This window comes from Streptomyces sp. NPDC029836, assembly GCF_055574495.1.
Window position 1 is genome coordinate 329,118 of sequence record NZ_JBVHZI010000007.1, and the last position, 24,177, is coordinate 353,294.

A 24,177-nucleotide genomic window follows, 5' to 3' on the forward strand; every position below is an offset into this window, starting at 1 on the left:
CATGAGCAAGATCCTTATCCGTGGCGCGAAGGTACTCGGTGGCGAGGCGCAGGACGTACTGATCGACGGCGAGACCATCGCCGAGGTCGGACAGGACCTGTCCGCCGAGGGCGCGACCGTCATCGAGGCGGCGGGCCGGGTCCTCCTGCCGGGCCTCGTCGACCTGCACACCCACCTGCGCGAGCCCGGCCGCGAGGACAGCGAGACCGTGCTGACCGGCACCCGCGCCGCGGCCTCCGGCGGCTTCACCGCGGTGTTCGCCATGGCGAACACCTTCCCGGTCGCCGACACCGCCGGCGTCGTCGAGCAGGTGTGGCGACTGGGCAAGGAGTCCGGCTACTGCGACGTGCAGCCCATCGGCGCCGTCACCGTCGGCCTGGAGGGCAAGCAGCTCTCCGAGCTGGGCGCCATGCACGACTCCGCCGCCCGCGTCACCGTCTTCTCCGACGACGGCAAGTGCGTCGACGACGCCGTGATCATGCGCCGCGCCCTGGAGTACGTGAAGGCCTTCGGCGGCGTCGTCGCCCAGCACGCCCAGGAGCCCCGACTGACCGAGGGCGCCCAGATGAACGAGGGCATCGTCTCGGCCGAGCTCGGCCTCGGCGGCTGGCCGGCCGTGGCCGAGGAGTCGATCATCGCCCGCGACGTCCTCCTCGCCGAGCACGTCGGCTCCCGCGTGCACATCTGCCACCTCTCCACCGCCGGCTCCGTCGAGATCGTCCGCTGGGCCAAGTCCCGCGGGATCGACGTCACCGCCGAGGTGACCCCGCACCACCTGCTCCTCACCGACGAGCTCGTCCGCTCGTACAACGCGGTCTACAAGGTCAACCCGCCGCTGCGCACCGAGCGCGACGTGCTGGCCCTGCGCGAGGCGCTCGCCGACGGCACGATCGACATCGTCGCCACCGACCACGCCCCGCACCCGCACGAGGACAAGGACTGCGAGTGGGCCGCCGCCGCCATGGGCATGGTCGGCCTGGAAACCGCGCTGTCCGTCGTCCAGCAGACGATGGTCGAGACCGGACTGCTCGACTGGGCGGGCGTCGCGGAGCGCATGTCCTTCGCCCCGGCGCGCATCGGCGGCCTGGAGAACCACGGCCGACCCGTCTCGGCAGGTGAACCCGCGAACCTGACCTTGGTCGATACCTCGTACCGTGGTGTCGTGGACCCCGCACACTTCGCCTCCCGCAGCCGCAACACGCCTTACGAGGGCCGTGAGCTGCCGGGGCGCGTCACTCACACCTTCCTGCGGGGCCGGGCAACGGTCGTGGACGGGACATTGGCGTGACACCTGCAGTGATCCAACTGGCCGCAGAGGCTGCCGAGCGACAGTCGGCGGAGGTGACGGACTGGGGCGCCCGCATCGCGTGGGTGATCGGTCTGCTCGTCTTCATCGCGTTCGTGTACTGGCTGATGCGGCAGGGCTGGAAATGGCGCGGCGCACTGCAGAGCGATCTGCCGGAGCTGCCCGTCGCACCCGACGGACTCCCCGAGCACCGACTGGCACTGACCGGCCGCTACCACGGTTCGACCACGGCCGGGCAGTGGCTGGACCGGATCGTCGCCCACGGACTGGGCGTCCGCAGCCGGGTCGAGCTGACGCTCACCGACACGGGCCTGGACGTGGTCCGACCGGGTGCCACCGACTTCTTCGTACCGGCCGCGCAGCTGCGCGGCGCCCGCCTCGACAAGGGAATCGCGGGCAAGGTACTCACCGAGGGCGGTCTCCTCGTCGTCACATGGGCGCACGGCGACAAGCTGATCGACTCCGGATTCCGCTCCGACCGGGCGGCCGAACACGCCGCCTGGGTTCGAAGCATCGACACGCTGGTAACACAGAACTCATCCATCACGACGGAAGGCGCCGAACGATGACGACCTCCACCAGGGGAGCAGCCAAAGCTCCCGCCGTACTCGTCCTGGAGGACGGTCGCATCTTCCGCGGCCGTGCCTACGGCGCTGTGGGGGAGACCTTCGGCGAGGCCGTGTTCTCCACCGGGATGACCGGCTACCAGGAGACCCTCACCGACCCGTCGTACCACCGGCAGGTCGTCGTGATGACCGCGCCGCACGTGGGCAACACCGGCGTCAACGACGAGGACCCCGAGTCCTCCCGCATCTGGGTCGCCGGCTACGTCGTGCGCGACCCCGCCCGCGTCCCCTCCAACTGGCGCTCGCAGCGCTCGCTGGACGAGGAGCTCGTCGAGCAGGGCGTCGTCGGGATCTCCGGCATCGACACCCGCGCCCTGACCCGCCACCTGCGCGAGCGCGGCGCCATGCGCGTCGGCATCTTCTCCGGCGACGCCTGGACCGGCGTGCGCGACGAGACGCTGCTGGCCCGCGTCAAGGAAGCCCCGCAGATGAAGGGCGCCGACCTCGCCGCGGAGGTCGCCACCAAGGAGGCGTACGTCGTTCCCGCGATCGGTGAGAAGAAGTTCACCGTCGCCGCGATCGACCTGGGCATCAAGGGCATGACCCCGCACCGGATGGCCGAGCGCGGCATCGAGGTGCACGTGCTGCCCGCGACCGCGACCGTCGAGGACGTCTACGCGGTCGACCCGGACGGCGTGTTCTTCTCCAACGGCCCGGGCGACCCGGCCACCGCCGACGGCCCCGTCGCCGTCATGCGGGGCGTCCTGGCCCGCCGGACGCCGCTGTTCGGCATCTGCTTCGGCAACCAGATCCTGGGCCGCGCGCTGGGCTTCGGCACCTACAAGCTGAAGTACGGTCACCGCGGCATCAACCAGCCCGTCCAGGACCGCACCACCGGCAAGGTCGAGGTCACCGCGCACAACCACGGCTTCGCCGTCGACGCGCCCCTCGACAAGGTGTCCGAGACCCCTTACGGCCGCGCCGAGGTCTCCCACGTCTGCCTGAACGACCAGGTCGTCGAAGGCCTGCGGCTGCTCGACCAGCCCGCCTTCTCCGTCCAGTACCACCCCGAGGCGGCCGCCGGCCCGCACGACGCCGCGTACCTCTTCGACCGTTTCACGTCTTTGATGGAATCCGCCCTGATGGAGGCCGAGCGTGCCTAAGCGCACCGATATCCAGTCCGTCCTGGTCATCGGCTCCGGCCCGATCGTCATCGGTCAGGCAGCCGAGTTCGACTACTCCGGTACCCAGGCCTGCCGCGTCCTCAAGGCCGAGGGCCTGCGGGTCATCCTGGTGAACTCCAACCCGGCGACGATCATGACCGACCCGGAGATCGCCGACGCCACGTACGTCGAGCCGATCACCCCCGAGTTCGTCGAGAAGATCATCGCGAAGGAGCGCCCCGACGCGCTCCTGCCCACCCTCGGCGGCCAGACCGCGCTCAACACCGCGATCTCCATGCACGAGCAGGGTGTGCTGGAGAAGTACGGCGTCGAGCTGATCGGCGCCAACGTCGAGGCCATCAACAAGGGCGAGGACCGCGACCTCTTCAAGGGCGTCGTCGAGGCCGTCAAGGCCAAGATCGGCTACGGCGAGTCCGCCCGCTCGGTGATCTGCCACACGATGGACGACGTCATCGAGGGCGTCGACATCCTCGGCGGCTACCCCGTCGTGGTGCGCCCGTCCTTCACCATGGGCGGCGCCGGTTCCGGCTTCGCCCACGACGAGGACGAGCTGCGCCGCATCGCCGGCCAGGGCCTGACGCTCTCCCCGACCACCGAGGTGCTCCTGGAGGAGTCCATCCTCGGCTGGAAGGAGTACGAGCTGGAGCTGATGCGCGACACCAAGGACAACGTCGTCGTCGTCTGCTCCATCGAGAACTTCGACCCGATGGGCGTCCACACCGGCGACTCCATCACCGTCGCCCCGTCGATGACGCTCACCGACCGCGAGTACCAGCGACTGCGCGACATCGGCATCGCGATCATCCGCGAGGTCGGCGTCGACACCGGCGGCTGCAACATCCAGTTCGCGATCGACCCGACCGACGGCCGCGTCATCGTCATCGAGATGAACCCCCGCGTCTCGCGTTCCTCGGCGCTCGCGTCGAAGGCCACCGGCTTCCCGATCGCCAAGATCGCCGCCAAGCTGGCCATCGGCTACACCCTCGACGAGGTCCCCAACGACATCACCGAGAAGACGCCGGCCTCCTTCGAGCCGTCCCTCGACTACGTCGTCGTCAAGGCCCCGCGCTTCGCGTTCGAGAAGTTCCCGGCCGCCGACGCCACCCTCACCACCACCATGAAGTCGGTGGGCGAGGCCATGGCCATCGGCCGCAACTTCACCGAGGCCCTGCAGAAGGCCCTGCGCTCGCTGGAGAAGAAGGGCTCGCAGTTCACCTTCGTCGGCCCCACCGGCGACAAGGAGGAGCTGCTCGCCACGGCGGTCCGCCCCACCGACGGCCGCATCAACACCGTCATGCAGGCCATCCGCGCCGGCGCCACCCGGGAAGAGGTCTTCGAGTACACGAAGATCGACCCCTGGTTCGTCGACCAGCTCTTCCTGATCAAGGAGATCGCGGACGACCTGGCCGCCGCCGAGAAGCTCCAGCCGGAGCTGCTCGCCGAGGCCAAACGCCACGGCTTCTCCGACCACCAGATCGCCGAGATCCGCGGCCTGCGCGAGGACGTCGTCCGCGAGGTCCGCCACGCCCTCGGCGTCCGCCCCGTCTACAAGACGGTCGACACCTGCGCCGCCGAGTTCGCCGCGAAGACCCCGTACTTCTACTCGTCCTACGACGAGGAGTCCGAGGTCGCCCCGCGCACCAAGCCCGCGGTGATCATCCTGGGCTCCGGCCCGAACCGCATCGGCCAGGGCATCGAGTTCGACTACTCCTGCGTCCACGCCTCCTTCGCCCTCAGCGACGCCGGCTACGAGACCGTGATGGTCAACTGCAACCCCGAGACCGTCTCGACGGACTACGACACCTCCGACCGCCTGTACTTCGAGCCGCTGACGCTCGAGGACGTGCTGGAGATCGTCCACGCCGAGTCGCTGGCCGGTCCCATCGCCGGCGTCATCGTCCAGCTCGGCGGCCAGACCCCCCTCGGTCTCGCCCAGGCCCTCAAGGACAACGGCGTCCCCGTCGTCGGCACCTCCCCGGAGGCCATCCACGCCGCCGAGGACCGCGGCGCCTTCGGCCAGGTCCTCGCCGACGCCGGCCTGCCGGCCCCCAAGCACGGCACGGCCACCACCTTCGCGGGTGCCAAGGCCATCGCCGACGAGATCGGCTACCCGGTCCTGGTGCGCCCCTCGTACGTGCTCGGCGGCCGCGGCATGGAGATCGTCTACGACGAGACCCGGCTGGAGTCGTACATCGCCGAGTCCACCGAGATCTCCCCGACCCGCCCCGTGCTGGTCGACCGCTTCCTCGACGACGCCATCGAGATCGACGTCGACGCCCTCTACGACGGCACCGAGCTCTACCTCGGCGGCGTCATGGAGCACATCGAGGAAGCCGGCATCCACTCCGGCGACTCGGCCTGCGCCCTGCCCCCGATCACCCTCGGCGGGCACGACATCAAGCGCCTGCGCGCCTCCACCGAGGCCATCGCCAAGGGTGTCGGCGTCCGCGGCCTGATCAACATCCAGTTCGCCATGGCCGGCGACATCCTCTACGTCCTGGAGGCCAACCCCCGCGCCTCCCGGACCGTGCCCTTCACCTCGAAGGCCACCGCCGTCCCCCTGGCGAAGGCCGCCGCCCGCATCTCGCTCGGCACCACCATCGCCGAACTCCGCGAGGAGGGCATGCTGCCCAGGAACGGCGACGGCGGCACCCTGCCGCTCGACGCGCCGATCTCCGTCAAGGAAGCCGTCATGCCCTGGTCGCGCTTCCGCGACATCCACGGCCGCGGCGTCGACACCGTCCTGGGCCCGGAGATGCGCTCCACCGGCGAGGTCATGGGCATCGACTCCGTCTTCGGCACCGCCTACGCCAAATCGCAGGCCGGAGCCTACGGCCCGCTGCCCACCAAGGGCCGCGCGTTCATCTCCGTCGCCAACCGCGACAAGCGCACGATGATCTTCCCGGCCCGCGAACTCGTCGCCCACGGCTTCGAACTGATGGCCACCTCCGGCACCGCCGAGGTCCTGCGCCGCAACGGCATCAACGCCACCGTCGTGCGCAAGCTCAGCGAGGGCGAGGGCCCGAACGGCGAGAAGAACATCGTCCAGCTCATCCACGACGGCCAGGTCGACCTGATCGTCAACACCCCGTACGGCACCGGTGGCCGCCTCGACGGCTACGAGATCCGCACGGCGGCCGTGGCGCGCAGCGTCCCCTGCCTGACGACGGTCCAGGCGCTCGCCGCCGCCGTCCAGGGCATCGACGCGCTCAACCGCGGCGACGTGGGCGTCCGCTCCCTCCAGGAGCACGCGGAGATCCTGACCGCGGCCCGCGCCTAACACCCGTACAGCCCGGACACGGGAGGGGGGACACCGGTTTCACGACGGGTGTCCCCCTTTCCATGAGCGCAGAGGGATCCTCTCCACGATGTACAAGCTCTTCTTCAACCTGGTCTTCAAGCGGATGGACCCGGAGCGGGCCCACTACGCGGCCTTCCGCTGGATCCGCCTCACCGCCCGCACCCCCGTGCTGCGCACCTTCGTCGCGGCCGCGCTCGCACCGCGCCACGAGGAGCTCCGCACCGAGGCCCTCGGCCTGCGGATGCACGGCCCCTTCGGCCTCGCCGCCGGCTTCGACAAGAACGCCGTCGCCATCGACGGGATGTCGATGCTCGGCTTCGACCACGTCGAGATCGGTACGGTCACCGGTCAGGCCCAGCCCGGCAACCCCAAGAAGCGGCTGTTCCGCCTCGTCGCCGACCGGGCGCTGATCAACCGCATGGGCTTCAACAACGAGGGCTCCGAGGCCGTCGCCGAACGCCTCGCGGCCCGCAACCCGGTCTTCCGGACCGTCGTCGGCGTCAACATCGGCAAGACCAAGGTCGTCCCGGAGGCCGAGGCCGCCGCCGACTACGTGCTGTCCACCGAGCGCCTGGCCCGGCACGCGGACTACCTCGTGGTCAACGTCTCCTCCCCGAACACCCCGGGCCTGCGCAACCTCCAGGCGACCGAGTCGCTGCGCCCGCTGCTCACCGCCGTCCGCGAGGCCGCGGACCGGGCGGTCACCGACCGGCGCGTCCCGCTCCTCGTCAAGATCGCTCCGGACCTGGCGGACGAGGACGTCGACGCGGTCGCCGACCTCGCCCTGGAACTCGGCCTGGACGGCATCATCGCCACGAACACCACCATCGCCCGTGAGGGGCTGGGCCTGACGTCCTCCCCCTCCCTGGTGAAGGAGACCGGCGGACTGTCCGGTGCGCCGGTCAAGGAGCGTTCGCTGGAGGTCCTGCGCCGCCTGTACGCGCGCGTCGGCGACCGGATCGTCCTGGTGGGCGTGGGCGGCATCGAGAACGCCGAGGACGCCTGGCAGCGCATCCTCGCGGGCGCCACCCTGATCCAGGGCTACAGCGCCTTCATCTACGAGGGCCCCTTCTACGCCCGCGCCATCCACAAGGGCCTGGCCGCGCGCCTGGCCAACAGCCCGTACGCGACCCTGGCCGAGGCCGTGGGCGCCGAGACCCGGAAGGCCGCGCTGTGAGCCCCGTGACCCCCGTGACCCCCTTCGGAACCCGTCTGCGCGCCGCCATGGACGCGCGGGGCCCGCTGTGCGTCGGCATCGACCCGCACGCCGCCCTGCTGGCCTCCTGGGGCCTGGGCGACGACATCGCGGGCCTGGAGCGGTTCTCCCGCACCGTCGTGGCGGCCCTCGCGGAGGAGGTCGCCGTCTTCAAGCCGCAGGCCGCCTTCTTCGAGCGGTTCGGCTCGCGCGGCGTCGCCGTGCTGGAGAAGACCGTCGCGGACGCGCGCGCCGCCGGGACCCTCGTCGTGATGGACGCCAAGCGCGGCGACATCGGCTCGACGATGGCCGCCTACGCCTCCGCCTTCCTGGACCCGTCCTCGCCGCTGTTCTCGGACGCCCTGACGGTCTCCCCCTACCTCGGCTACGGCTCGCTGAAGCCGGCCGTCGACCTGGCGCGGGAGTCGGGCGCCGGCCTGTTCGTCCTGGCCCTCACCTCCAACCCGGAGGGCGCCGAGGTCCAGCGGGCCCTGCGCGAGGACGGCCGTACCGTCGGCGCGACGATGCTGGCGCACCTGGCGGCGGAGAACGCCGGCGCCGAGCCGATGGGCTCCTTCGGCGCGGTGGTCGGCGCCACCCTCGGCGACCTGTCCTCCTTCGACCTCGACATCAACGGCCCGCTGCTGGCCCCCGGCATCGGGGCCCAGGGCGCGACGGCCGCCGATCTGCCGGCCGTCTTCGGCCGGGCCGTCGGCAACGTCGTGCCGAACGTGTCGCGCGGCGTCCTGAAGCACGGCCCTGACGCGGCGGCCCTGCGCGCCGCCGCGAAGGGCTTCGCCGACGAGGTCCGCGCGGCCGTCGCCGGCTAGCGCGTCGGGAGCACCCGGAAACCGGTGGGGCCGGACCGCTTTTCCAGCGGTCCGGCCCCACCGTCGTCCCCGGGTGGGCAAGGTCACGTACGGCCGTCCCGGAACACGGAACCGATGGGCTTCATCGACGCCGCCGGCGGGCTTCGTGGCACGGCCTGACGAAATTCGAACGCCTTTCCCCGGACAAAACCGGGGTATTTTGTCCGTGATGTACGGTTCAGTGGAGGCTGACCAGGACTTTTCGTCCGTTCTCGCTGACTGGAGCGGCCTTGGCCGCTAGTCTCCGACCAGAGTGAACGAGCAGCGAACGAATTTTGTCGCTGTTCGGGGGCTCGCCCGGCGTGGTGCCCTGGGGCTCCGTGCCGGTCCGTATCCGACAGTTCGACATCCGAGGTGACGTAGGCGTGGCTCTTCCGCCCCTTACCCCTGAACAGCGCGCAGCAGCGCTCGAAAAGGCCGCCGCGGCTCGCCGGGAGCGGGCCGAGGTGAAGAATCGACTCAAGCACTCCGGCGCCACTCTCCACGACGTCATCAAGATGGGTCAGGAGAACGACGTCATCGGCAAGATGAAGGTCTCCGCCCTTCTGGAGTCGCTGCCCGGCGTCGGCAAGGTCCGCGCCAAGCAGATCATGGAGCGCCTCGGCATCTCCGAGTCCCGGCGTGTCCGAGGTCTCGGTTCCAACCAGATCGCCTCTCTGGAGCGTGAGTTCGGCGGTAGCAACGCCTGAGGCGTTGCCCGAAGTTCTCCCGGCGTTCTCAGGCAGTCCCGAGAAGCTGGATAATCGCTCTATGGCAGCAGAGGTTCGTCCGCGGCTGACCGTGCTCTCCGGCCCCTCGGGGGTCGGCAAGAGCACGGTCGTCGCGCATATGCGTACAGTCCACCCCGAGGTATGGCTCTCGGTGTCGGCCACCACCCGCAAGCCGCGGCCCGGTGAGCGACACGGAGTCCACTACTTCTTCGTCAACGACGACGAGTTCGACAAGCTGATCGCCAACGGCGAGCTGCTGGAGTGGGCCGAGTTCGCGGGCAACCGCTACGGCACACCGCGCGGCGCGGTGCTGGAACGCCTGGACAACGGCGAGCCCGTACTGCTGGAGATCGACCTCCAGGGCGCCCGGCTCGTCCGCGAGTCCAAGCCCGACGCCCAGCTCGTCTTCCTGGCCCCTCCGAGCTGGGACGAACTGGTCCGCCGGCTCACCGGCCGCGGCACCGAGACCGCGGAGGTCATCGAGCGCCGTCTCGCCACCGCCAAGATCGAACTCGCTGCCGAATCCGAGTTCGACACCACCCTGGTCAACACCTCCGTCGAGGACGTGGCGCGCGAGCTGCTAGCCTTGATGAATGTCGTCTGATCGTTGATCGATTGATTGCGTCGATCGATGGTTGATCGGCGGCATGTCTTTCAACGTGCGATCCACTTCGCGATCGAGCATGTGATCCACCCTGTGGTCGCGGTCAGTTCTTGATCGTTCGATCAATCACCCATCTTCGGAAGGTAGAGCGTGTCCTCTTCCATCACTGCGCCCGAGGGCATCATCAACCCGCCGATCGACGAGCTGCTCGAGGCCACGGACTCGAAGTACAGCCTCGTGATCTACGCGGCCAAGCGCGCGCGTCAGATCAACGCGTACTACTCCCAGCTGGGCGAGGGCCTGCTGGAGTACGTCGGCCCGCTGGTGGACACCCACGTCCACGAGAAGCCGCTTTCGATCGCGCTGCGCGAGATCAACGCGGGTCTGCTGACCTCCGAGGCCATCGAGGCCCCGGCTCAGTAAGGCACCGAGATTCCTTCACCACAGGCCCGGCAGGACATCTGCCGGGCCTGTGGTGTGTCGTAGGGTCGGACGGGCCTCACGGGTCCGACGGGTCCGACGGGCGTCACCGACAGATCGATCCTGAACGGAAGTGCGTGGTGGGTAAGCCGAAGGTCGTGCTGGGGGTCAGCGGCGGGATCGCCGCCTACAAGGCCTGCGAACTGCTGCGCCGGCTGACCGAGTCCGGACACGACGTACGGGTGGTGCCGACGGCGGCGTCCCTGAACTTCGTCGGCGAGGCCACCTGGGCCGCGCTGTCCGGAAACCCGGCCTCCACGCAGGTCTGGGAGACCGTCCACGAGGTGCCCCACGTACGCATCGGCCAGTCCGCCGACCTCGTCGTCGTCGCCCCGGCCACCGCCGACATGCTGGCCAAGGCCGCCCACGGGCTGGCCGACGACCTGCTCACGAACACGCTGCTCACGGCCCGCTGTCCGGTCGTCTTCGCGCCCGCGATGCACACCGAGATGTGGGAGCACCCCGCCACCCAGGAGAACGTCGCCACGCTGCGCAGGCGCGGCGCCCTCGTCATCGAGCCCGCCGTCGGCCGGCTCACCGGCAAGGACACCGGCAAGGGGCGGCTGCCCGACCCGGAGGAGATCTTCGAGGTCTGCCGCACGGTCCTGGCCCGGGGCGTCGGCGAGCCGGACCTCGCCGGCCGGCACGTCGTGATCAGCGCCGGTGGGACGCGCGAGCCCCTGGACCCCGTCCGCTTCCTCGGCAACCGCTCCTCCGGCAAGCAGGGCTACGCCCTCGCCCGGACCGCCGTCGCCCGGGGCGCGCGGGTCACCCTGATCGCCGCCAACACGGCCCTCGCCGACCCGGCCGGGGCGGACGTCGTCCGCGTGGGCACGGCCCTCCAGCTGCGGGAAGCGGTGCTCAAGGCGGTCGGCGACGCCGATGCCGTGGTGATGGCGGCGGCCGTCGCGGACTTCCGGCCCGCCCGGTACGCGGACGGGAAGATCAAGAAGCAGGACGGGCGGGAGCCCGAGCCGGTGGCGCTCGTACGCAATCCCGACGTGCTGGCGGAGATCTCCGCCGAGCGGGCGACGGCCGGCCAGGTCGTCGTCGGCTTCGCCGCCGAGACCGACGACGTCCTCGCCAACGGCCGCGCGAAGCTCCGCCGCAAGGGGTGCGACCTCCTCGTGGTCAACGAGGTGGGGGAGAGCAAGACCTTCGGTTCGGAGGAGAACGAGGCCGTCATCCTCGCCTCCGACGGCGCCGAGACCCCGGTTCCCCATGGTCCGAAGGAAGCCTTGGCGGACATGATCTGGGACCAGGTCGTCCCGAGGCTCGCGCCCGCGCGGGCCGCCGGACGCGACTGAGCGTCGCCCTTTTCGCGGGACGTCCGGTGCGTAAGAATGGAGTGCCGCAGGTCACATGGCTCCCATAAGGCGAGACGGGTGGTCCGGCAAACGGTGGCGACCGATAAACTGCACCAGGAACGTGATCGGGCGCAGCCCCCGATGTGGTTCCGCCAAATGATCAGCCAGCAGCCGCTGCAACCCCAGGGAGCGTTGTGTCCCGTCGCTTGTTCACCTCGGAGTCCGTGACCGAGGGTCACCCCGACAAGATCGCTGACCAGATCAGCGACACGATCCTCGACGCGCTCCTCACCGAGGACCCCACCTCGCGTGTGGCCGTGGAGACTCTCATCACGACCGGTCTCGTGCACATCGCCGGCGAGGTGACGACGAAGGCGTACGCGCCGATCGCGCAGCTCGTCCGCGAGAAGATCCTGGAGATCGGCTACGACTCCTCGAAGAAGGGCTTCGACGGCGCCTCCTGCGGCGTCTCGGTGTCCATCGGCGCGCAGTCCCCGGACATCGCGCAGGGCGTCGACACCGCGTACGAGAAGCGGGTCGAGGGCGACGAGGACGAGCTCGACAAGCAGGGCGCCGGCGACCAGGGCCTGATGTTCGGCTACGCCTGCGACGAGACCCCCGAGCTGATGCCGCTGCCGATCCACGTCGCGCACAAGCTCTCCCGCCGCCTGTCCGAGGTCCGCAAGAACGGGACCATCCCGTACCTGCGTCCCGACGGCAAGACCCAGGTCACCATCGAGTACGACGGGGACAAGGCCGTCCGCCTCGACACCGTCGTCGTGTCCTCGCAGCACGCCGCGGACATCGACCTGGACTCGCTGCTCGCGCCCGACATCCGCGAGTTCGTCGTCGAGCACGTGCTGGCGCAGCTCGTCGAGGACGGCATCAAGCTGGACACCGAGGGCTACCGGCTGTTGGTGAACCCGACCGGTCGCTTCGAGATCGGCGGCCCGATGGGCGACGCCGGCCTGACCGGCCGCAAGATCATCATCGACACCTATGGCGGCATGGCCCGCCACGGCGGCGGCGCCTTCTCCGGCAAGGACCCGTCCAAGGTCGACCGTTCCGCCGCGTACGCCATGCGTTGGGTCGCGAAGAACGTCGTCGCGGCCGGGCTGGCCTCGCGCTGCGAGGTCCAGGTCGCGTACGCGATCGGCAAGGCCGAGCCCGTCGGCCTGTTCGTGGAGACCTTCGGCACCGCCAAGGTCGACGTCCAGAAGATCGAGGACGCGATCGGCCAGGTCTTCGACCTCCGCCCGGCCGCGATCATCCGCGACCTGGACCTGCTGCGCCCGATCTACGCGCAGACCGCCGCGTACGGCCACTTCGGCCGCGAACTCCCCGACTTCACCTGGGAGCGCACCGACCGCGTCGACGCCCTGCGCGCCGCCGCCGGTCTGTAGGCGACCCGCGGGGTACCGCACCTGACGAACGGCCCCGGACCCATCGGTCCGGGGCCGTTCGCTGTCGGTGTCATTTGGTAAGAATGCAGGGTGAGCAGCGCGAACGATTCCCCGCCGGAACAGCTCGCCCTGATCCGGGAGATGGTCGCCGAGGCGAAGGCCAAGGCCCCCAAGGCCAAACCGCGGACCTGGCGCGGAGCGGCCCTCGCCGAGGAACTCCCGGTCGCCCGGGTCCTCGTCAACAAGGGCGTCCTGCACCTCGACCGGCCGTTCGACTACGCCGTGCCCGCCGAACTCGCCGAGGTGGCGCAGCCCGGCGTCCGCGTCCGCGTCCGGTTCGGCGCCGGCGCCCACCGGGTGCACGGCGGGCGCCGCGAGGGCGGCGGCCTCATCGACGGGTTCATCGTCGAGCGGCGCGCCGAGTCCGACTACGACGGCGCCCTGGCCGCCCTGGCCCAGGTCGTCTCGCCCGAGGTGGTCCTCGGCCCCCGCATGCTGGCCCTGACCCAGGCCGTCGCCGACCGGTACGCGGGCAGCCTCGCCGACGTCCTCCAGCTCGCCCTGCCCCCGCGCAACGCCCGCGCCGAGGCCAAGCCCTCGCCCGAGCCGCTGCCCCCGCCCCCCGCGCCCGACCCCGCGGGCTGGGAGCGCTACGGCGCCGGCCCCGGCTTCCTGCGCGCCCTCGCCGGCGGCGGCACCCCCCGCGCCGTCTGGACGGCCCTGCCCGGCCCCGGCTGGGCGGACGAACTGGCCCGCGCCATGGCGGCCACCCTCGCCTCCGGTCGCGGCGCCCTCGCCGTCGTCCCCGACGGGCGGACCGCCTCCCGGGTCGACGCGGCACTCACCGCCCTGCTCGGCGAAGGTCGGCACGCGCTGCTCACCGCCGAATCCGGCCCCGAGAAGCGCTACCGGCAGTGGTTGGCGGTCAGCCGGGGTTCCGTGCGCGCCGTCGTCGGTACCCGGGCCGCGATGTTCGCCCCCGTACGGGACCTCGGGCTCGTCGCCGTCTGGGACGACGGCGACTCCAGCCACTCCGACGACCACGCCCCCTTCCCGCACGTCCGGGAGGTACTCGAACTGCGGGCGGTCACCGACGGCTGCGCCTTCCTCGCCGGCAGCACCAGCTGCACCGTCGAGGCCGCCCAACTGGTCGAGTCCGGGTGGGCCCGGCCGCTGACCGCCGACCGGGCGACCGTGCGCGCCGCGGTGCCCAAGATCCGGACCGTGGGCGACGAACTCCTCGCCCGCGACGGCGCGGCCCGGGCCGCGCGACTGCCGAGCCTGGCCTGGGAAACCGTCCGGGAGGGCCTCAAGTCCGGCCCCGTCCTGGTCCAGGTGCCGCGGCGCGGCTACGTGCCCCGCCTGGCCTGCGAACGCTGCCGCGCCCCGGCCCGCTGCACGGTGTGCGCGGGACCGCTGGAGGCGCCCGACCAACGGGATCTGCACTGCGGGTGGTGCGGGCGCGCGGAGCCGGCCTGGCACTGCGAGGAGTGCGGCGGGTTCCGGCTGCGGGCCCAAGTGGTGGGCGCCCGGCGGACCGCCGAAGAGCTCGGGCGGGCCTTTCCGGCCGTACCCGTACGCACCTCCGGGCGCGACCACGTCCTGGACGAGGTGCCGGACCGGCCCGCCCTCGTGGTGTGCACGCCGGGCGCCGAACCGGTGGCGACGGGCGCCGGATACGCGGCCGCCCTGCTCCTCGACGGCTGGGCCATGCTGACCCGGCCCGACCTGCGGGCGGGGGAGGAGGCGCTGCGCCGCTGGATCGCCGCCTCGTCCCTGGTACGGGCGGACGGGCAGGTGGTGGTGGTCGCCGAGCCGACGCTGCGGCCCGTGCAGGCCCTGGTCCGTTGGGACCCGGTGGGGCACGCGGTACGGGAACTCGCGGAGCGCGCCCAGTTGGGGTTCCCGCCGGTGTCCCGGATGGCCGCCGTGGCCGGCCGGGGGGACGCCCTGGAGGCCTTCCTCACGGCCGCCGCCCTGCCGCCCGACGCGGAGGTCCTGGGCCCGGTGCCGCTGCCCGGCCGGCGGGGGGAGCCCTCGCCCGGCGAGCGGGCGCTGGTACGGGTCCCGCCCGGGAGCGGGGCCGCGCTGGCCGCCGCCCTCAAGTCGGCGCAGGCCGCCCGGATGGCACGCGGGGTACCGGCGGCGGAGGCGATCCGGGTCCGCATCGATCCGCCGGACATCGGCTGACCGGCGGCGGGGCAGAGGGGCCGGGTGTCCCGGGTACGCCACCCGCCCCCGGCGGGACGACCGGTGAGGTCGTCCCGCCGGGGGCGGGTGGCGCGGGATCGGGGCCGGCCGTCGGGGGTCGGCGACCCGGCGGCGGACTCCGGGTCAGCCGTTGCGCGGGCCGGGGAAGGCCGGGGTTCGCGCGGCCGGCGCGGCCGACGCGGCCGACGCGGCCGGGGCCCCGGCCGCGGAGTCCTCGCGTACGGGCTGCGGCGGGACCGTGCGGGCCGCCGGGATCGTGGGCAGCGGGCCCAGGACCCGGGTGGTGGTGCCCTCGGCGGGCTGCTCGGCGGCCTCGGTGGTCTGCGCGCGGCGGGCCCCGTAGCGGCGGTGGACGGCCTGCTTGGTCACGCCGAGCGCCGAGCCCACGGCGTCCCACGAGAATCCGAGCGAGCGGTCGAAGTCCACGGCCGCGGTGACCAGCGTCTCGACGCTGTCCCGGAGTTCCTGCGCGAGGCGGACGGTGGGTGCCGGCGCCCTGCCGTAGACGACGAAGCCCGTGGAGGGCCCGGAGCGGCGCGGGCGGTACACGTTGCCGAGCTGGGCGGTGAGCGTACGCAGCGCGTCCACTTGCCGGCGAACCCGCTCGATGTCCCGCACCAGGAGGTGCAGGCTGGCCCGTGCTTGGGCGTCATGGGTGGCGTGGTCGGCCATGGAGAAGCCTCTCGAACCGGTGCTGAAGAGCGGATGGGGCCGCAGACACCGTTCTGATGCGCGGCCCGTTTCGGTCAATCTCTCTTGACCAACGCGTCACCCGGCGCCCAGGTCACGCACTGGGGGCGTGTCGGCATATGCGAGGGGCGCGCGGGTCCGCGTACGCCCCCTCGGGGCCGCAGGTGGGCGGCCTCGCGGGGGGCCCATAGACTGGTGTGCTGCTGACAGCCCGGATAGCGAGGTAGGACCCAAGTGAAGCTGGTCTTCGCAGGCACCCCCGAGGTCGCCGTGCCCGCCCTGGACGCCCTCCTCGCCTCCGGGCGGCACGAGGTCGCCGCCGTCGTGACACGGCCCGACGCACCCGCCGGACGCGGTCGCCGACTGGTCGCCAGTCCCGTCGCGCAGCGGGCGGAGGAGGCGGGCATCGAGATCCTGCGGCCCGCCCGCCCGCGCGACGAGGAGTTCCAGGCCCGGCTGCGCGAGATCGCCCCGGACTGCTGCCCGGTCGTGGCCTACGGCGCGCTGCTCCCCAAGAGCGCCCTGGACATCCCCCGCCACGGCTGGGTCAACCTGCACTTCTCGCTGCTGCCCGCCTGGCGCGGGGCCGCCCCCGTACAGCACGCCGTCATGGCCGGGGACGAGGTCACCGGCGCCTCCACCTTCCGCATCGAGGAGGGCCTCGACACCGGCCCGGTCTTCGGCATCCTCACCGAGGACGTCCGCCCGACCGACACCAGCGGCGATCTGCTGACCCGACTGGCCTTCGCCGGCGCCGGCCTGCTCGCGGCGACCATGGACGGCATCGAGGACGGCACCCTGCGCGCCGTGGAGCAGCCCGCCGACGGGGTGTCCCACGCGTCGAAGATCACCGTCGAGGACGCCCGGATCGACTGGGCCGCCCCCGCGCTGCGCGTCGACCGCGTCGTGCGCGGCTGCACCCCGGCCCCGGGCGCGTGGACGGTCTTTCGCGGCGAGCGGCTCAAGCTGATCTCCGTCGGCCCGGTGCCGGACCGCACGGACCTGGAGCCCGGCGTGCTGGCCCCGGCCAAGAACAACGTTCACGTCGGCACCGGCTCGCACGCCGTCGAACTGCTCTGGGTCCAGCCGCAGGGCAAGAAGCCGATGAAGGCCGCCGACTGGGCGCGCGGGGTGCGGATCGCGCCCGGCGAGCGCCTCGGCGGAGCCGACGTAGGCTGAACCCGGCGGTGACGCCCCGCGCGCAGCGCCCCCGGCCGCCCCGGCCGTCCGCACCTCCACCGCACATTCGCAGCACTCGTACCTCCGGAGCACCCTTCACGTGAGCGAACAGCCTCGTCAGCCCAACCGGCGTCCCGCCGGTGACGGCAAGCCGTCCGGCAAGCCGGGCAAGCCCTACCGCCGGCCGCAGAAGGACCCCGTCCGGATGCTGGCCTTCGAAGTGCTCCGGGCGGTGGACGAGCGCGACGCGTACGCGAACCTCGTCCTGCCCCCGCTGCTGCGCAAGGCCCGCCAGGACGAGAGCTTCCAGGCGCGCGACGCGGCCCTGGCCACCGAGCTCGTCTACGGGACGCTGCGCCGCCAGGGCACCTACGACGCGGTGATCAAGGCCTGCATCGACCGTCCGCTGCGGGAGGTGGACCCGCCGGTGCTGGACGTGCTCTCGCTCGGCGCGCACCAGCTCCTGGGCACCCGCATCCCCACCCACGCGGCCGTGTCGGCCAGCGTGGAGCTGGCCCGGGTCGTCCTCGGCGACGGCCGGGCCAAGTTCGTGAACGCGGTGCTGCGCAAGATCTCCGCGCACGACCTGGACGGCTGGCTGGAGCGGGTGGCCCCGCCGTACGAGGACGACGCCGAGGAACACCTCGCCGTGTACCACTCCCACCCCCGCTGGGTCGTCAGCGCCCTGTGGGACGCGCTGGGCGGCGGGCGCGCCGGGATCGAGGACCTCCTCGAAGCCGACAACGAGCGCCCCGAGGTGACGTTGGTGGCCCGGCCCGGCCGGTCCACCCCCGAGGAACTGCTGGAGGCGGTCGGCGAGGACTCGGCGCTGCCGGGCCGCTGGTCCCCGTACGCCGTCCGGATGGCGGAGGGCGGCGAGCCGGGCGCGCTGGAGGCGGTCCGCGACGGGCGCGCCGGAGTGCAGGACGAGGGCAGCCAGCTGGTGGCGATGGCCCTGGCGGCGGTGCCGGTCGAGGGCCGCGACGCGCGCTGGCTCGACGGCTGCGCCGGCCCGGGCGGCAAGGCGGCCCTGCTGGGCGCGCTGGCCGCGCGGCGCGGGGCGTTCCTGCTGGCCTCCGAGAAGCAGCCGCACCGGGCGCGGCTCGTCGGGCAGGCGCTGGCCGGCAACCCCGGGCCGTACCAGGTCATCGCGGCCGACGGCACGCGGCCCCCGTGGCTGCCGGGCTCCTTCGACCGGGTCCTCGTGGACGTCCCCTGCTCCGGTCTGGGCGCGCTCCGGCGCCGCCCGGAAGCCCGCTGGCGGCGACGCCCCGAGGACCTGGAGGGCTTCGCGCCGCTCCAGCGCGGGCTGCTGCGGCAGGCCTTGGCCGCGGTGCGGGTGGGCGGCGTCGTCGGCTACGCCACCTGCTCCCCGCACCTGGCGGAGACCCGGGTGGTCGTGGAGGACGTCCTGAAGGGCCGGGGCGCCGCGGCGGCGCCGGTGGCGGCCGAACTGATCGACGCCCGCCCGTACATGTCGGGCGTACCGGCGCTGGGCGACGGCCCGGACGTCCAACTGTGGCCGCACCTGCACGGCACGGACGCCATGTACCTGGCGCTGCTGCGCCGCACGGCGTAGCGGTCGGCGGGGCCGGGGCGCGCCCGCTCGGTGGACGGGCGTCCAGTGGGCCGGGGCCCCGGCCGGGCACGGCGCGTCCGGGTCGTTCAGGAACGGGCCGGCGGAAGGGGCTCCGGGTGGCTCGCGGTTTTCTCCGGGGTCCAGACCATCAACTTCTCGGGGTCCGGGAAGGGGACGAAGCCGACCTTCGCGTAGACCTCGTGAGCGTCGAGGGTGGAGAGCAGGACGCGCGTGAGCGCGTACGGGGCGAGGTGGTCGCGCACGGCGCCGGCCAGCCGGGTGCCGAGGCCCCGGCCGCGGTGCGCGGGGGCCACGTAGACGTCGCAGAGCCAGGCGAAGGTGGCCAGGTCGGTGACGACGCGGGCGTAGCCGACCTGGGCGCCCGAGGCGTCGTAGGCGCCGAAGTTGAGGGAGCCGCGCACCGACCGTTCGACGGTGTCCCGACTGCGCCCCAGCGCCCAGAACGCGTCGGTGGAGAGCCAGTGGTGGACCGCGTCGAGGTCGAGCCGGTCGGGGTCGGTGGAGAGTTCGTAGCCGTCGTCCATGGACACAGGGTCGGGCGGCGTCACGCCGAACGGCAAGTGGGAAGCGATTCATGATCACTTGAGCGTGGCCATCACGACGAAGAGTTCCGGGGCCGTGGCCGGAAGTGGCCGAGGGCATGGCAGGCTTGGGGGCATGGCCGTTCAGATCAATCCCAGCATCCTGTCCGCCGACTTCGCCCGCCTCGCCGAGGAGGCGAGGGCCGTCGAGGGGGCCGACTGGTTGCACGTCGACGTCATGGACAACCACTTCGTCCCGAACCTGACCCTGGGCGTGCCGATCGTGGAGTCGCTCAGCCGCGCCACGGACATCCCGCTCGACTTGCACCTCATGATCGAGGACCCGGACCGCTGGGCCCCGCAGTACGTGGAGGCCGGCGCCGGATCGGTGACCTTCCACGCCGAGGCCGCCGCCGCGCCGGTGCGCCTCGCGCGCGAGATCCGGGCCATGGGCGCCCGGGCCGCGATGGCGCTCAAGCCGGGCACCCCGATCGAACAGTACGAGGACATCCTCCCCGAGCTCGACATGGTGCTGATCATGACGGTCGAACCGGGCTTCGGCGGGCAGTCGTTCCTGGACATCATGCTGCCCAAGGTGCGCCGCACCCGCGAGCTCATCGCCAAGCACGGTCTGGACCTGTGGCTCCAGGTCGACGGCGGGGTCTCGGCCTCGACGATCGAGCGGGTCGCGGAGGCCGGCGCGGACGTGTTCGTGGCCGGCAGCGCGGTCTACGGAGCGGTCGATCCCGCCGCCGCGGTGCGCACCCTGCGCGAGCAGGCGGGCGCGGCGATCGCCGCCGCACCATGGGGTTGCGACCACTGAGTCGAGCGTGGGTGAACAGCTCGGTGAACGGAAGCCGTCCAGGCTGATCAACGGCCGTCGGATCTGACAGGATGAACGGCGAGTCGAGAGTGTGAACACGACAGTGTGAACAGCAGTGAGGAGAACGCGGTGTCTGCAATGTCGGCGGGACGGTCAGCCCTGCGGATGGGACCCGCGGAGCTGGTGCAGGCGGCGGCCATGGCGCGTCGCTTCTACCTGGAGGGCAAGTCCAAGATCCAGATCGCCGAGGAGTTCGGCGTGAGCCGCTTCAAGGTGGCCCGGGTCCTGGAGACCGCCCTCGAACGCGACCTCGTGCGCATCGAGATCCGGGTGCCGGCGGAACTGGACGCGGAGCGCTCCGACGCGCTCCGCGCCCGGTACGGACTGCGGCACGCCGTCGTGGTGGAATCGCCGGCCGACGCCACCGAGGACGCCCCGGACCCGGAGAACCTCGGCGCGGTCGCGGCCGACCTGCTGGGCGAGCTGGTCAACGAGGGCGACGTGCTCGGGCTGGCGTGGGGACGCTCCACCATCCACATGGCCGCCTCGCTGCACCGGCTGCCGCCCTGCACCGTCGTGCAACTGACCGGCGTGTACGACGCGGGGACCGCCGAGCGCGGCTCCGTGGAGGCCGTGCGCAGGGCCGCGCAGGTCTCCGGCGGCGACGCGCACCCCATCTACGCGCCGATGCTGCTGCCCGACCCCGCGACGGCGGCCGCGCTGCGCGGTCAGACCGGGATCGCGCGGGCCTTCGAGTACTTCGACAAGGTGACCGTCGCGGCCGTGTCGATCGGCTCCTGGGAGCCCGGCATTTCGACCGTCCACGACATGCTGACGGACGAGGAGCGGGCGCACTACGCCTCGCTGGGTGTCGCGGCCGAAATGTCCGCCCATCTGTTCGACGCCGACGGGCGCCGGGTGGGCCGGGACCTGGGCGAGCGGTGCATCACCGTGGAGGCGGACCGGCTCCGTCGGATCCCCGAGGTCGTGGCCATCGCGGGCGGCCTGCGCAAGGCGTCCGCCATCGGCGCCGTCCTCCGTTCGGGCCTGGTGACCAGCCTCGTTACGGACACCGCGGTCGCCGACTACCTGCTGACCGAGTCGGCTCCCGGGCTCCGTCCGGCGCTGGACCGGGCCGACCCCGACGACTGACGGAGCCGGCCGCTCCCCGTTCCCGGTCGTGTGATCGGGATGGTGCCGGAATCGAGACCCGAACAGCGGACCGCGAGGCGCCCCCGGGGGCGCATACTGGATTCAATGACTAAGTCCGCAGTACCTCGCCGCCATTTGCCGTCCAGCCCGTTCAAGGCCCCCGTGGAACCGCCGCTCCGGCAGTTCAGCGTCGGCGACCGGGTGACTCACGACGAGCACGGCCTCGGCCGTGTCGTCGGTGTTGAGGAGGGAATCGCCGTTCTCGTCGACTTCGGTTCGATCCAGTGCCGCGTCCTGAGTCCGTACACCAAGATGGCCGCTCTCTGACGCGACCGGGCGATTCGCGAGCGAATCGGATATTTGGCACGATCGGCGCATGATCTTTCGGAGCGTGCCCCGATCACTGCTGCGCGTACTGGGGATGTTGTTCCTCTGTGTCGCGTCGGCCGGTGTGGTGGGCTGCGGCGGTGAATCCGCCCCGGCCCCGCCCGCCACCGCCGAGGTCTCCTCCGGCGGCAAGCCCACGGGACGTTCCGCGCTGCCCGGGTGGGCCGACGGGATGGCGACCGTACGCGCCGACGCGCTGCCGCAACAGGCGCGCGAGGTGCTCGCCCTGATCGACGAGGGCGGGCCGTACGCGTACCGGCAGGACGACACCGTCTTCGGGAACTTCGAGAAGGTCCTGCCGAAGCAGAAGCGCGGTTACTACCGCGAGTTCACCGTGAGGACACCGGGCGAACGGGACCGCGGGGCCCGGCGGATCGTGACGGGGCAGGGCGGGGAGTTCTACTACACGGACGACCACTACGAGACCTTCAAGGCGGTTCTCCGATGAGCCTGGACCCGCAGCCGCTCGCCCCCGCCCTCGCGGCCGCCGAGGAGGCGGGCTGGGCGACCGTACGGCTCGACCTGGAGGGCGTCCGGAGCAAGACCGCCCTCATGCGCCGCTGCGGACGCGCGCTGCGGGCCCCCGAATGGTTCGGCGCCAACTGGGACGCCCTCGCCGACGTGCTGAGCGACCTCTCCTGGCTGCCGGCCGCCCCCGGCCGGCTGCTCGTCGTCACGTCCTGGCGCGAGTACGCCGAAGCCCGCCCGGCGGACTGGGAGACCCTGCGGGAGGTCCTGGAGGAGGCCGTCGACTTCTGGCGGCAGGGCGACGACGGCCGCCCGCCCCTCACCGTGCTGCTCGCGGGACCCGCGACGACCGCCCCGGGCCGCGCGCGCCGCGCCGACACCGGAAGCTGACGACCGGGCGGGAGGCGCGCGGGGGAGTGGGTGCGACCTCGCGCGGTGCCTCCCCACCGGGAGCGTGGGTGGGCCGCTCAGGACGGCCGGCGGCCCTCCCCGGGCCCGCCACCCCGGCCCGCCGGCGGGTGCTCACGGTGGATCCGGTGCTCCCTCGATCGCAGGATCCGGGGGCGCGGGACCAAGGTCCCGTAGGAAAGGACCAGCCGGTCCGGAATGTCCTGGACGATCGGCCCGGGCGGCGTGAACCCCCGGTCATGGGAGAATGAAGTACGTGCGTTTCCTCGACTGCCCTGTCGAGGCCATAGAAGGATCCTTCGAACGACTGGGATGTTCAGCACGTGCGTTTCCTCAATGACCTGAAGCCGCCGTACGACCTGACGTACGACGATGTGTTCATGGTGCCGAGCCGCTCCGCGGTCGGTTCCCGCCAGGGCGTCGACCTGTCCTCGCCCGACGGAACCGGCACCACCATTCCCCTGGTCGTGGCCAACATGACCGCCATCGCGGGCCGCCGGATGGCCGAGACCGTCGCCCGGCGCGGCGGGATCGTCGTCATCCCGCAGGACATCCCGATCGAGGTCGTCACCGACGTCATCTCCTGGGTGAAGACCCGCCACCTCGTGCTCGACACCCCGATCACGCTGGCACCCACCCAGACCGTCGCCGACGCGATCTCCCTGCTGCCCAAGCGCGCCCACGGCGCCGGCGTCGTCGTCGACGCCGAGGGTCGCCCGCTCGGCGTCGTCACCGACCACGACCTGACCGGCGTCGACCGCTTCACCCAGCTCTCCGAGGTCATGTCGAAGGAGCTGCTGCTCATCGACGCCGACATGGACCCCCGCGACGCCTTCAACCAGCTCGACGCGGGCCACCGCAAGCTGGCCCCGGCCGTCGACAAGGACGGCAAGCTGGTCGGCATCCTCACCCGCAAGGGCGCCCTGCGCGCCACCCTCTACACCCCGGCCACCGACGCGAACGGCAAGCTGCGCATCGCCGCCGCCGTCGGCATCAACGGCGACTTCGTCGCCAAGGCCAAGCAACTGCTCGACGCCGGCGCGGACACCATCGTCATCGACACCGCGCACGGCCACCAGGAATCGATGATCAACGCGATCAAGGCCGTCCGCGCCCTTGACCCGCAGGTCCCGATCGTCGCCGGCAACATCGTGGCCGCCGAGGGCGTCAAGGACCTCATCGAGGCCGGCGCCGACATCATCAAGGTCGGTGTGGGCCCCGGCGCCATGTGCACCACCCGCATGATGACCGGCGTGGGCCGCCCGCAGTTCTCCGCGGTCCTGGAGTGCGCCGCCGAGGCGAAGAAGTACGGCAAGCACGTCTGGGCCGACGGCGGCGTCCGTCACCCGCGCGACGTGGCGATGGCCCTGGCCGCCGGCGCGTCCAACGTCATGATCGGCTCCTGGTTCGCCGGTACGTACGAGTCCCCGGGCGACCTCCAGCAGTCCGCCGACGGGCGCTTCTACAAGGAGTCCTTCGGCATGGCCTCGGCCCGCGCCGTGCGCAACCGCACCTCCGAGGAGTCCGCCTACGACCGCGCCCGCAAGGCGCTGTTCGAGGAGGGCATCTCCACCTCGCGCATGTTCCTCGACCCGACCCGCCCGGGCGTCGAGGACCTGATCGACTCGATCATCGCCGGTGTCCGTTCCTCCTGCACCTACGCCGGTGCCGGCTCCCTCGCGGAGTTCGAGGAGAACGCCGTCGTCGGCATCCAGTCCGCGGCCGGCTACGCCGAGGGCAAGCCGCTCCACGCCAGCTGGAGCTAGTCCCACCGTGGCCCCGGTCCCACCCCCGCGAGGGGCGGGACCGGGGC

General features: G+C 72.1%; 22 protein-coding genes. 20 read left to right on the plus strand and 2 right to left on the minus strand.

The features are described 5' to 3' along the window. Nucleotide 1 precedes the first annotated feature (1 nt). From ACZ4XJ_RS22270 to ACZ4XJ_RS22325, 12 genes are all read left to right on the plus strand, one after another. On the plus strand, nucleotides 2–1,288 hold the full coding sequence (locus ACZ4XJ_RS22270; RefSeq protein ID WP_362883371.1) for a dihydroorotase: 1,287 nt from the start codon (nucleotides 2–4) through the stop codon (nucleotides 1,286–1,288). After that, entirely contained in the window at nucleotides 1,285–1,875 is a 591-nt protein-coding gene (locus ACZ4XJ_RS22275) for a PH-like domain-containing protein (RefSeq protein ID WP_362883369.1), read from the plus strand. The genes ACZ4XJ_RS22270 and ACZ4XJ_RS22275 overlap by 4 nt, the downstream gene beginning before the upstream one ends. Further along, nucleotides 1,872–3,035, plus strand: coding sequence for a glutamine-hydrolyzing carbamoyl-phosphate synthase small subunit (gene carA, locus ACZ4XJ_RS22280; protein WP_468497108.1), 1,164 nt, complete (start codon nucleotides 1,872–1,874; stop codon nucleotides 3,033–3,035). The genes ACZ4XJ_RS22275 and carA overlap by 4 nt, the downstream gene beginning before the upstream one ends. After that, nucleotides 3,028–6,336, plus strand: coding sequence for a carbamoyl-phosphate synthase large subunit (gene carB, locus ACZ4XJ_RS22285; protein ID WP_468497109.1), 3,309 nt, complete (start codon nucleotides 3,028–3,030; stop codon nucleotides 6,334–6,336). Before carA ends, carB begins: the two co-directional genes overlap by 8 nt. Before the next feature lie 88 nt (nucleotides 6,337–6,424). Continuing rightward, a complete protein-coding gene (locus tag ACZ4XJ_RS22290; protein WP_468497110.1) occupies nucleotides 6,425–7,534 on the plus strand; it encodes a quinone-dependent dihydroorotate dehydrogenase in 1,110 nt (369 codons plus the stop codon). 5 nt (nucleotides 7,535–7,539) lie between these two features. After that, nucleotides 7,540–8,382 carry an orotidine-5'-phosphate decarboxylase gene (gene pyrF, locus ACZ4XJ_RS22295; protein WP_468497153.1) on the plus strand — a complete coding sequence of 281 codons (843 nt, stop codon included), beginning with the start codon at nucleotides 7,540–7,542 and terminating at the stop codon, nucleotides 8,380–8,382. Between the two features lie 404 nt (nucleotides 8,383–8,786). Beyond that, a complete protein-coding gene (mihF, locus tag ACZ4XJ_RS22300; protein WP_362884649.1) occupies nucleotides 8,787–9,110 on the plus strand; it encodes an integration host factor, actinobacterial type in 324 nt (107 codons plus the stop codon). A 61-nt stretch (nucleotides 9,111–9,171) separates the two neighbouring features. After that, nucleotides 9,172–9,735, plus strand: a complete 564-nt coding sequence (gene gmk, locus ACZ4XJ_RS22305) for a guanylate kinase (RefSeq protein ID WP_362884650.1) — start codon at nucleotides 9,172–9,174, stop codon at nucleotides 9,733–9,735. Nucleotides 9,736–9,885: 150 nt separating this feature from the next. Continuing rightward, on the plus strand, nucleotides 9,886–10,158 hold the full coding sequence (gene rpoZ / locus ACZ4XJ_RS22310; protein WP_004948662.1) for a DNA-directed RNA polymerase subunit omega: 273 nt from the start codon (nucleotides 9,886–9,888) through the stop codon (nucleotides 10,156–10,158). 137 nt (nucleotides 10,159–10,295) lie between these two features. Then, entirely contained in the window at nucleotides 10,296–11,522 is a 1,227-nt protein-coding gene (gene coaBC, locus ACZ4XJ_RS22315) for a bifunctional phosphopantothenoylcysteine decarboxylase/phosphopantothenate--cysteine ligase CoaBC (protein ID WP_362884651.1), read from the plus strand. A gap of 194 nt (nucleotides 11,523–11,716) precedes the next feature. Then, nucleotides 11,717–12,925: a methionine adenosyltransferase gene (gene metK / locus ACZ4XJ_RS22320; protein WP_362884653.1), complete on the plus strand. Its 1,209-nt coding sequence runs from the start codon at nucleotides 11,717–11,719 to the stop codon at nucleotides 12,923–12,925. Nucleotides 12,926–13,015: 90 nt separating this feature from the next. Next, entirely contained in the window at nucleotides 13,016–15,115 is a 2,100-nt protein-coding gene (locus ACZ4XJ_RS22325) for a primosomal protein N' (RefSeq protein WP_468497111.1), read from the plus strand. A 144-nt stretch (nucleotides 15,116–15,259) separates the two neighbouring features. Here ACZ4XJ_RS22325 and ACZ4XJ_RS22330 read toward each other — a convergent pair whose 3' ends face one another. Beyond that, complete coding sequence (locus ACZ4XJ_RS22330) at nucleotides 15,260–15,808, minus strand: hypothetical protein (RefSeq protein WP_468497112.1); 549 nt, start codon at nucleotides 15,806–15,808, stop codon at nucleotides 15,260–15,262. A 252-nt stretch (nucleotides 15,809–16,060) separates the two neighbouring features. Between ACZ4XJ_RS22330 and fmt the strand changes: the two genes are divergently transcribed. Further along, nucleotides 16,061–17,005, plus strand: a complete 945-nt coding sequence (fmt, locus tag ACZ4XJ_RS22335) for a methionyl-tRNA formyltransferase (RefSeq protein ID WP_468497113.1) — start codon at nucleotides 16,061–16,063, stop codon at nucleotides 17,003–17,005. A 100-nt stretch (nucleotides 17,006–17,105) separates the two neighbouring features. Beyond that, nucleotides 17,106–18,584: an RsmB/NOP family class I SAM-dependent RNA methyltransferase gene (locus ACZ4XJ_RS22340; RefSeq protein ID WP_468497114.1), complete on the plus strand. Its 1,479-nt coding sequence runs from the start codon at nucleotides 17,106–17,108 to the stop codon at nucleotides 18,582–18,584. 86 nt (nucleotides 18,585–18,670) lie between these two features. Here ACZ4XJ_RS22340 and ACZ4XJ_RS22345 read toward each other — a convergent pair whose 3' ends face one another. Beyond that, on the minus strand, nucleotides 18,671–19,129 hold the full coding sequence (locus tag ACZ4XJ_RS22345; protein ID WP_362884038.1) for a GNAT family N-acetyltransferase: 459 nt from the start codon (nucleotides 19,127–19,129) through the stop codon (nucleotides 18,671–18,673). 133 nt (nucleotides 19,130–19,262) lie between these two features. Between ACZ4XJ_RS22345 and rpe the strand changes: the two genes are divergently transcribed. From rpe to ACZ4XJ_RS22375, 6 genes are all read left to right on the plus strand, one after another. Continuing rightward, a complete protein-coding gene (gene rpe / locus ACZ4XJ_RS22350; RefSeq protein WP_362884040.1) occupies nucleotides 19,263–19,949 on the plus strand; it encodes a ribulose-phosphate 3-epimerase in 687 nt (228 codons plus the stop codon). A gap of 138 nt (nucleotides 19,950–20,087) precedes the next feature. Next, a complete protein-coding gene (locus ACZ4XJ_RS22355; protein ID WP_281205210.1) occupies nucleotides 20,088–21,101 on the plus strand; it encodes a sugar-binding transcriptional regulator in 1,014 nt (337 codons plus the stop codon). A gap of 105 nt (nucleotides 21,102–21,206) precedes the next feature. Continuing rightward, nucleotides 21,207–21,428: a CarD family transcriptional regulator gene (locus ACZ4XJ_RS22360; protein WP_281205152.1), complete on the plus strand. Its 222-nt coding sequence runs from the start codon at nucleotides 21,207–21,209 to the stop codon at nucleotides 21,426–21,428. A gap of 49 nt (nucleotides 21,429–21,477) precedes the next feature. Continuing rightward, nucleotides 21,478–21,936 carry a guanyl-specific ribonuclease gene (locus tag ACZ4XJ_RS22365; RefSeq protein WP_362884042.1) on the plus strand — a complete coding sequence of 153 codons (459 nt, stop codon included), beginning with the start codon at nucleotides 21,478–21,480 and terminating at the stop codon, nucleotides 21,934–21,936. Continuing rightward, a complete protein-coding gene (locus ACZ4XJ_RS22370; RefSeq protein WP_362884044.1) occupies nucleotides 21,933–22,346 on the plus strand; it encodes a barstar family protein in 414 nt (137 codons plus the stop codon). The genes ACZ4XJ_RS22365 and ACZ4XJ_RS22370 overlap by 4 nt, the downstream gene beginning before the upstream one ends. Before the next feature lie 341 nt (nucleotides 22,347–22,687). Further along, nucleotides 22,688–24,130 (plus strand): GuaB1 family IMP dehydrogenase-related protein, encoded by a 1,443-nt coding sequence (locus ACZ4XJ_RS22375; protein WP_362884048.1) that lies wholly within the window; start codon nucleotides 22,688–22,690, stop codon nucleotides 24,128–24,130. The last annotated feature ends 47 nt before the right edge of the window (nucleotides 24,131–24,177 follow it).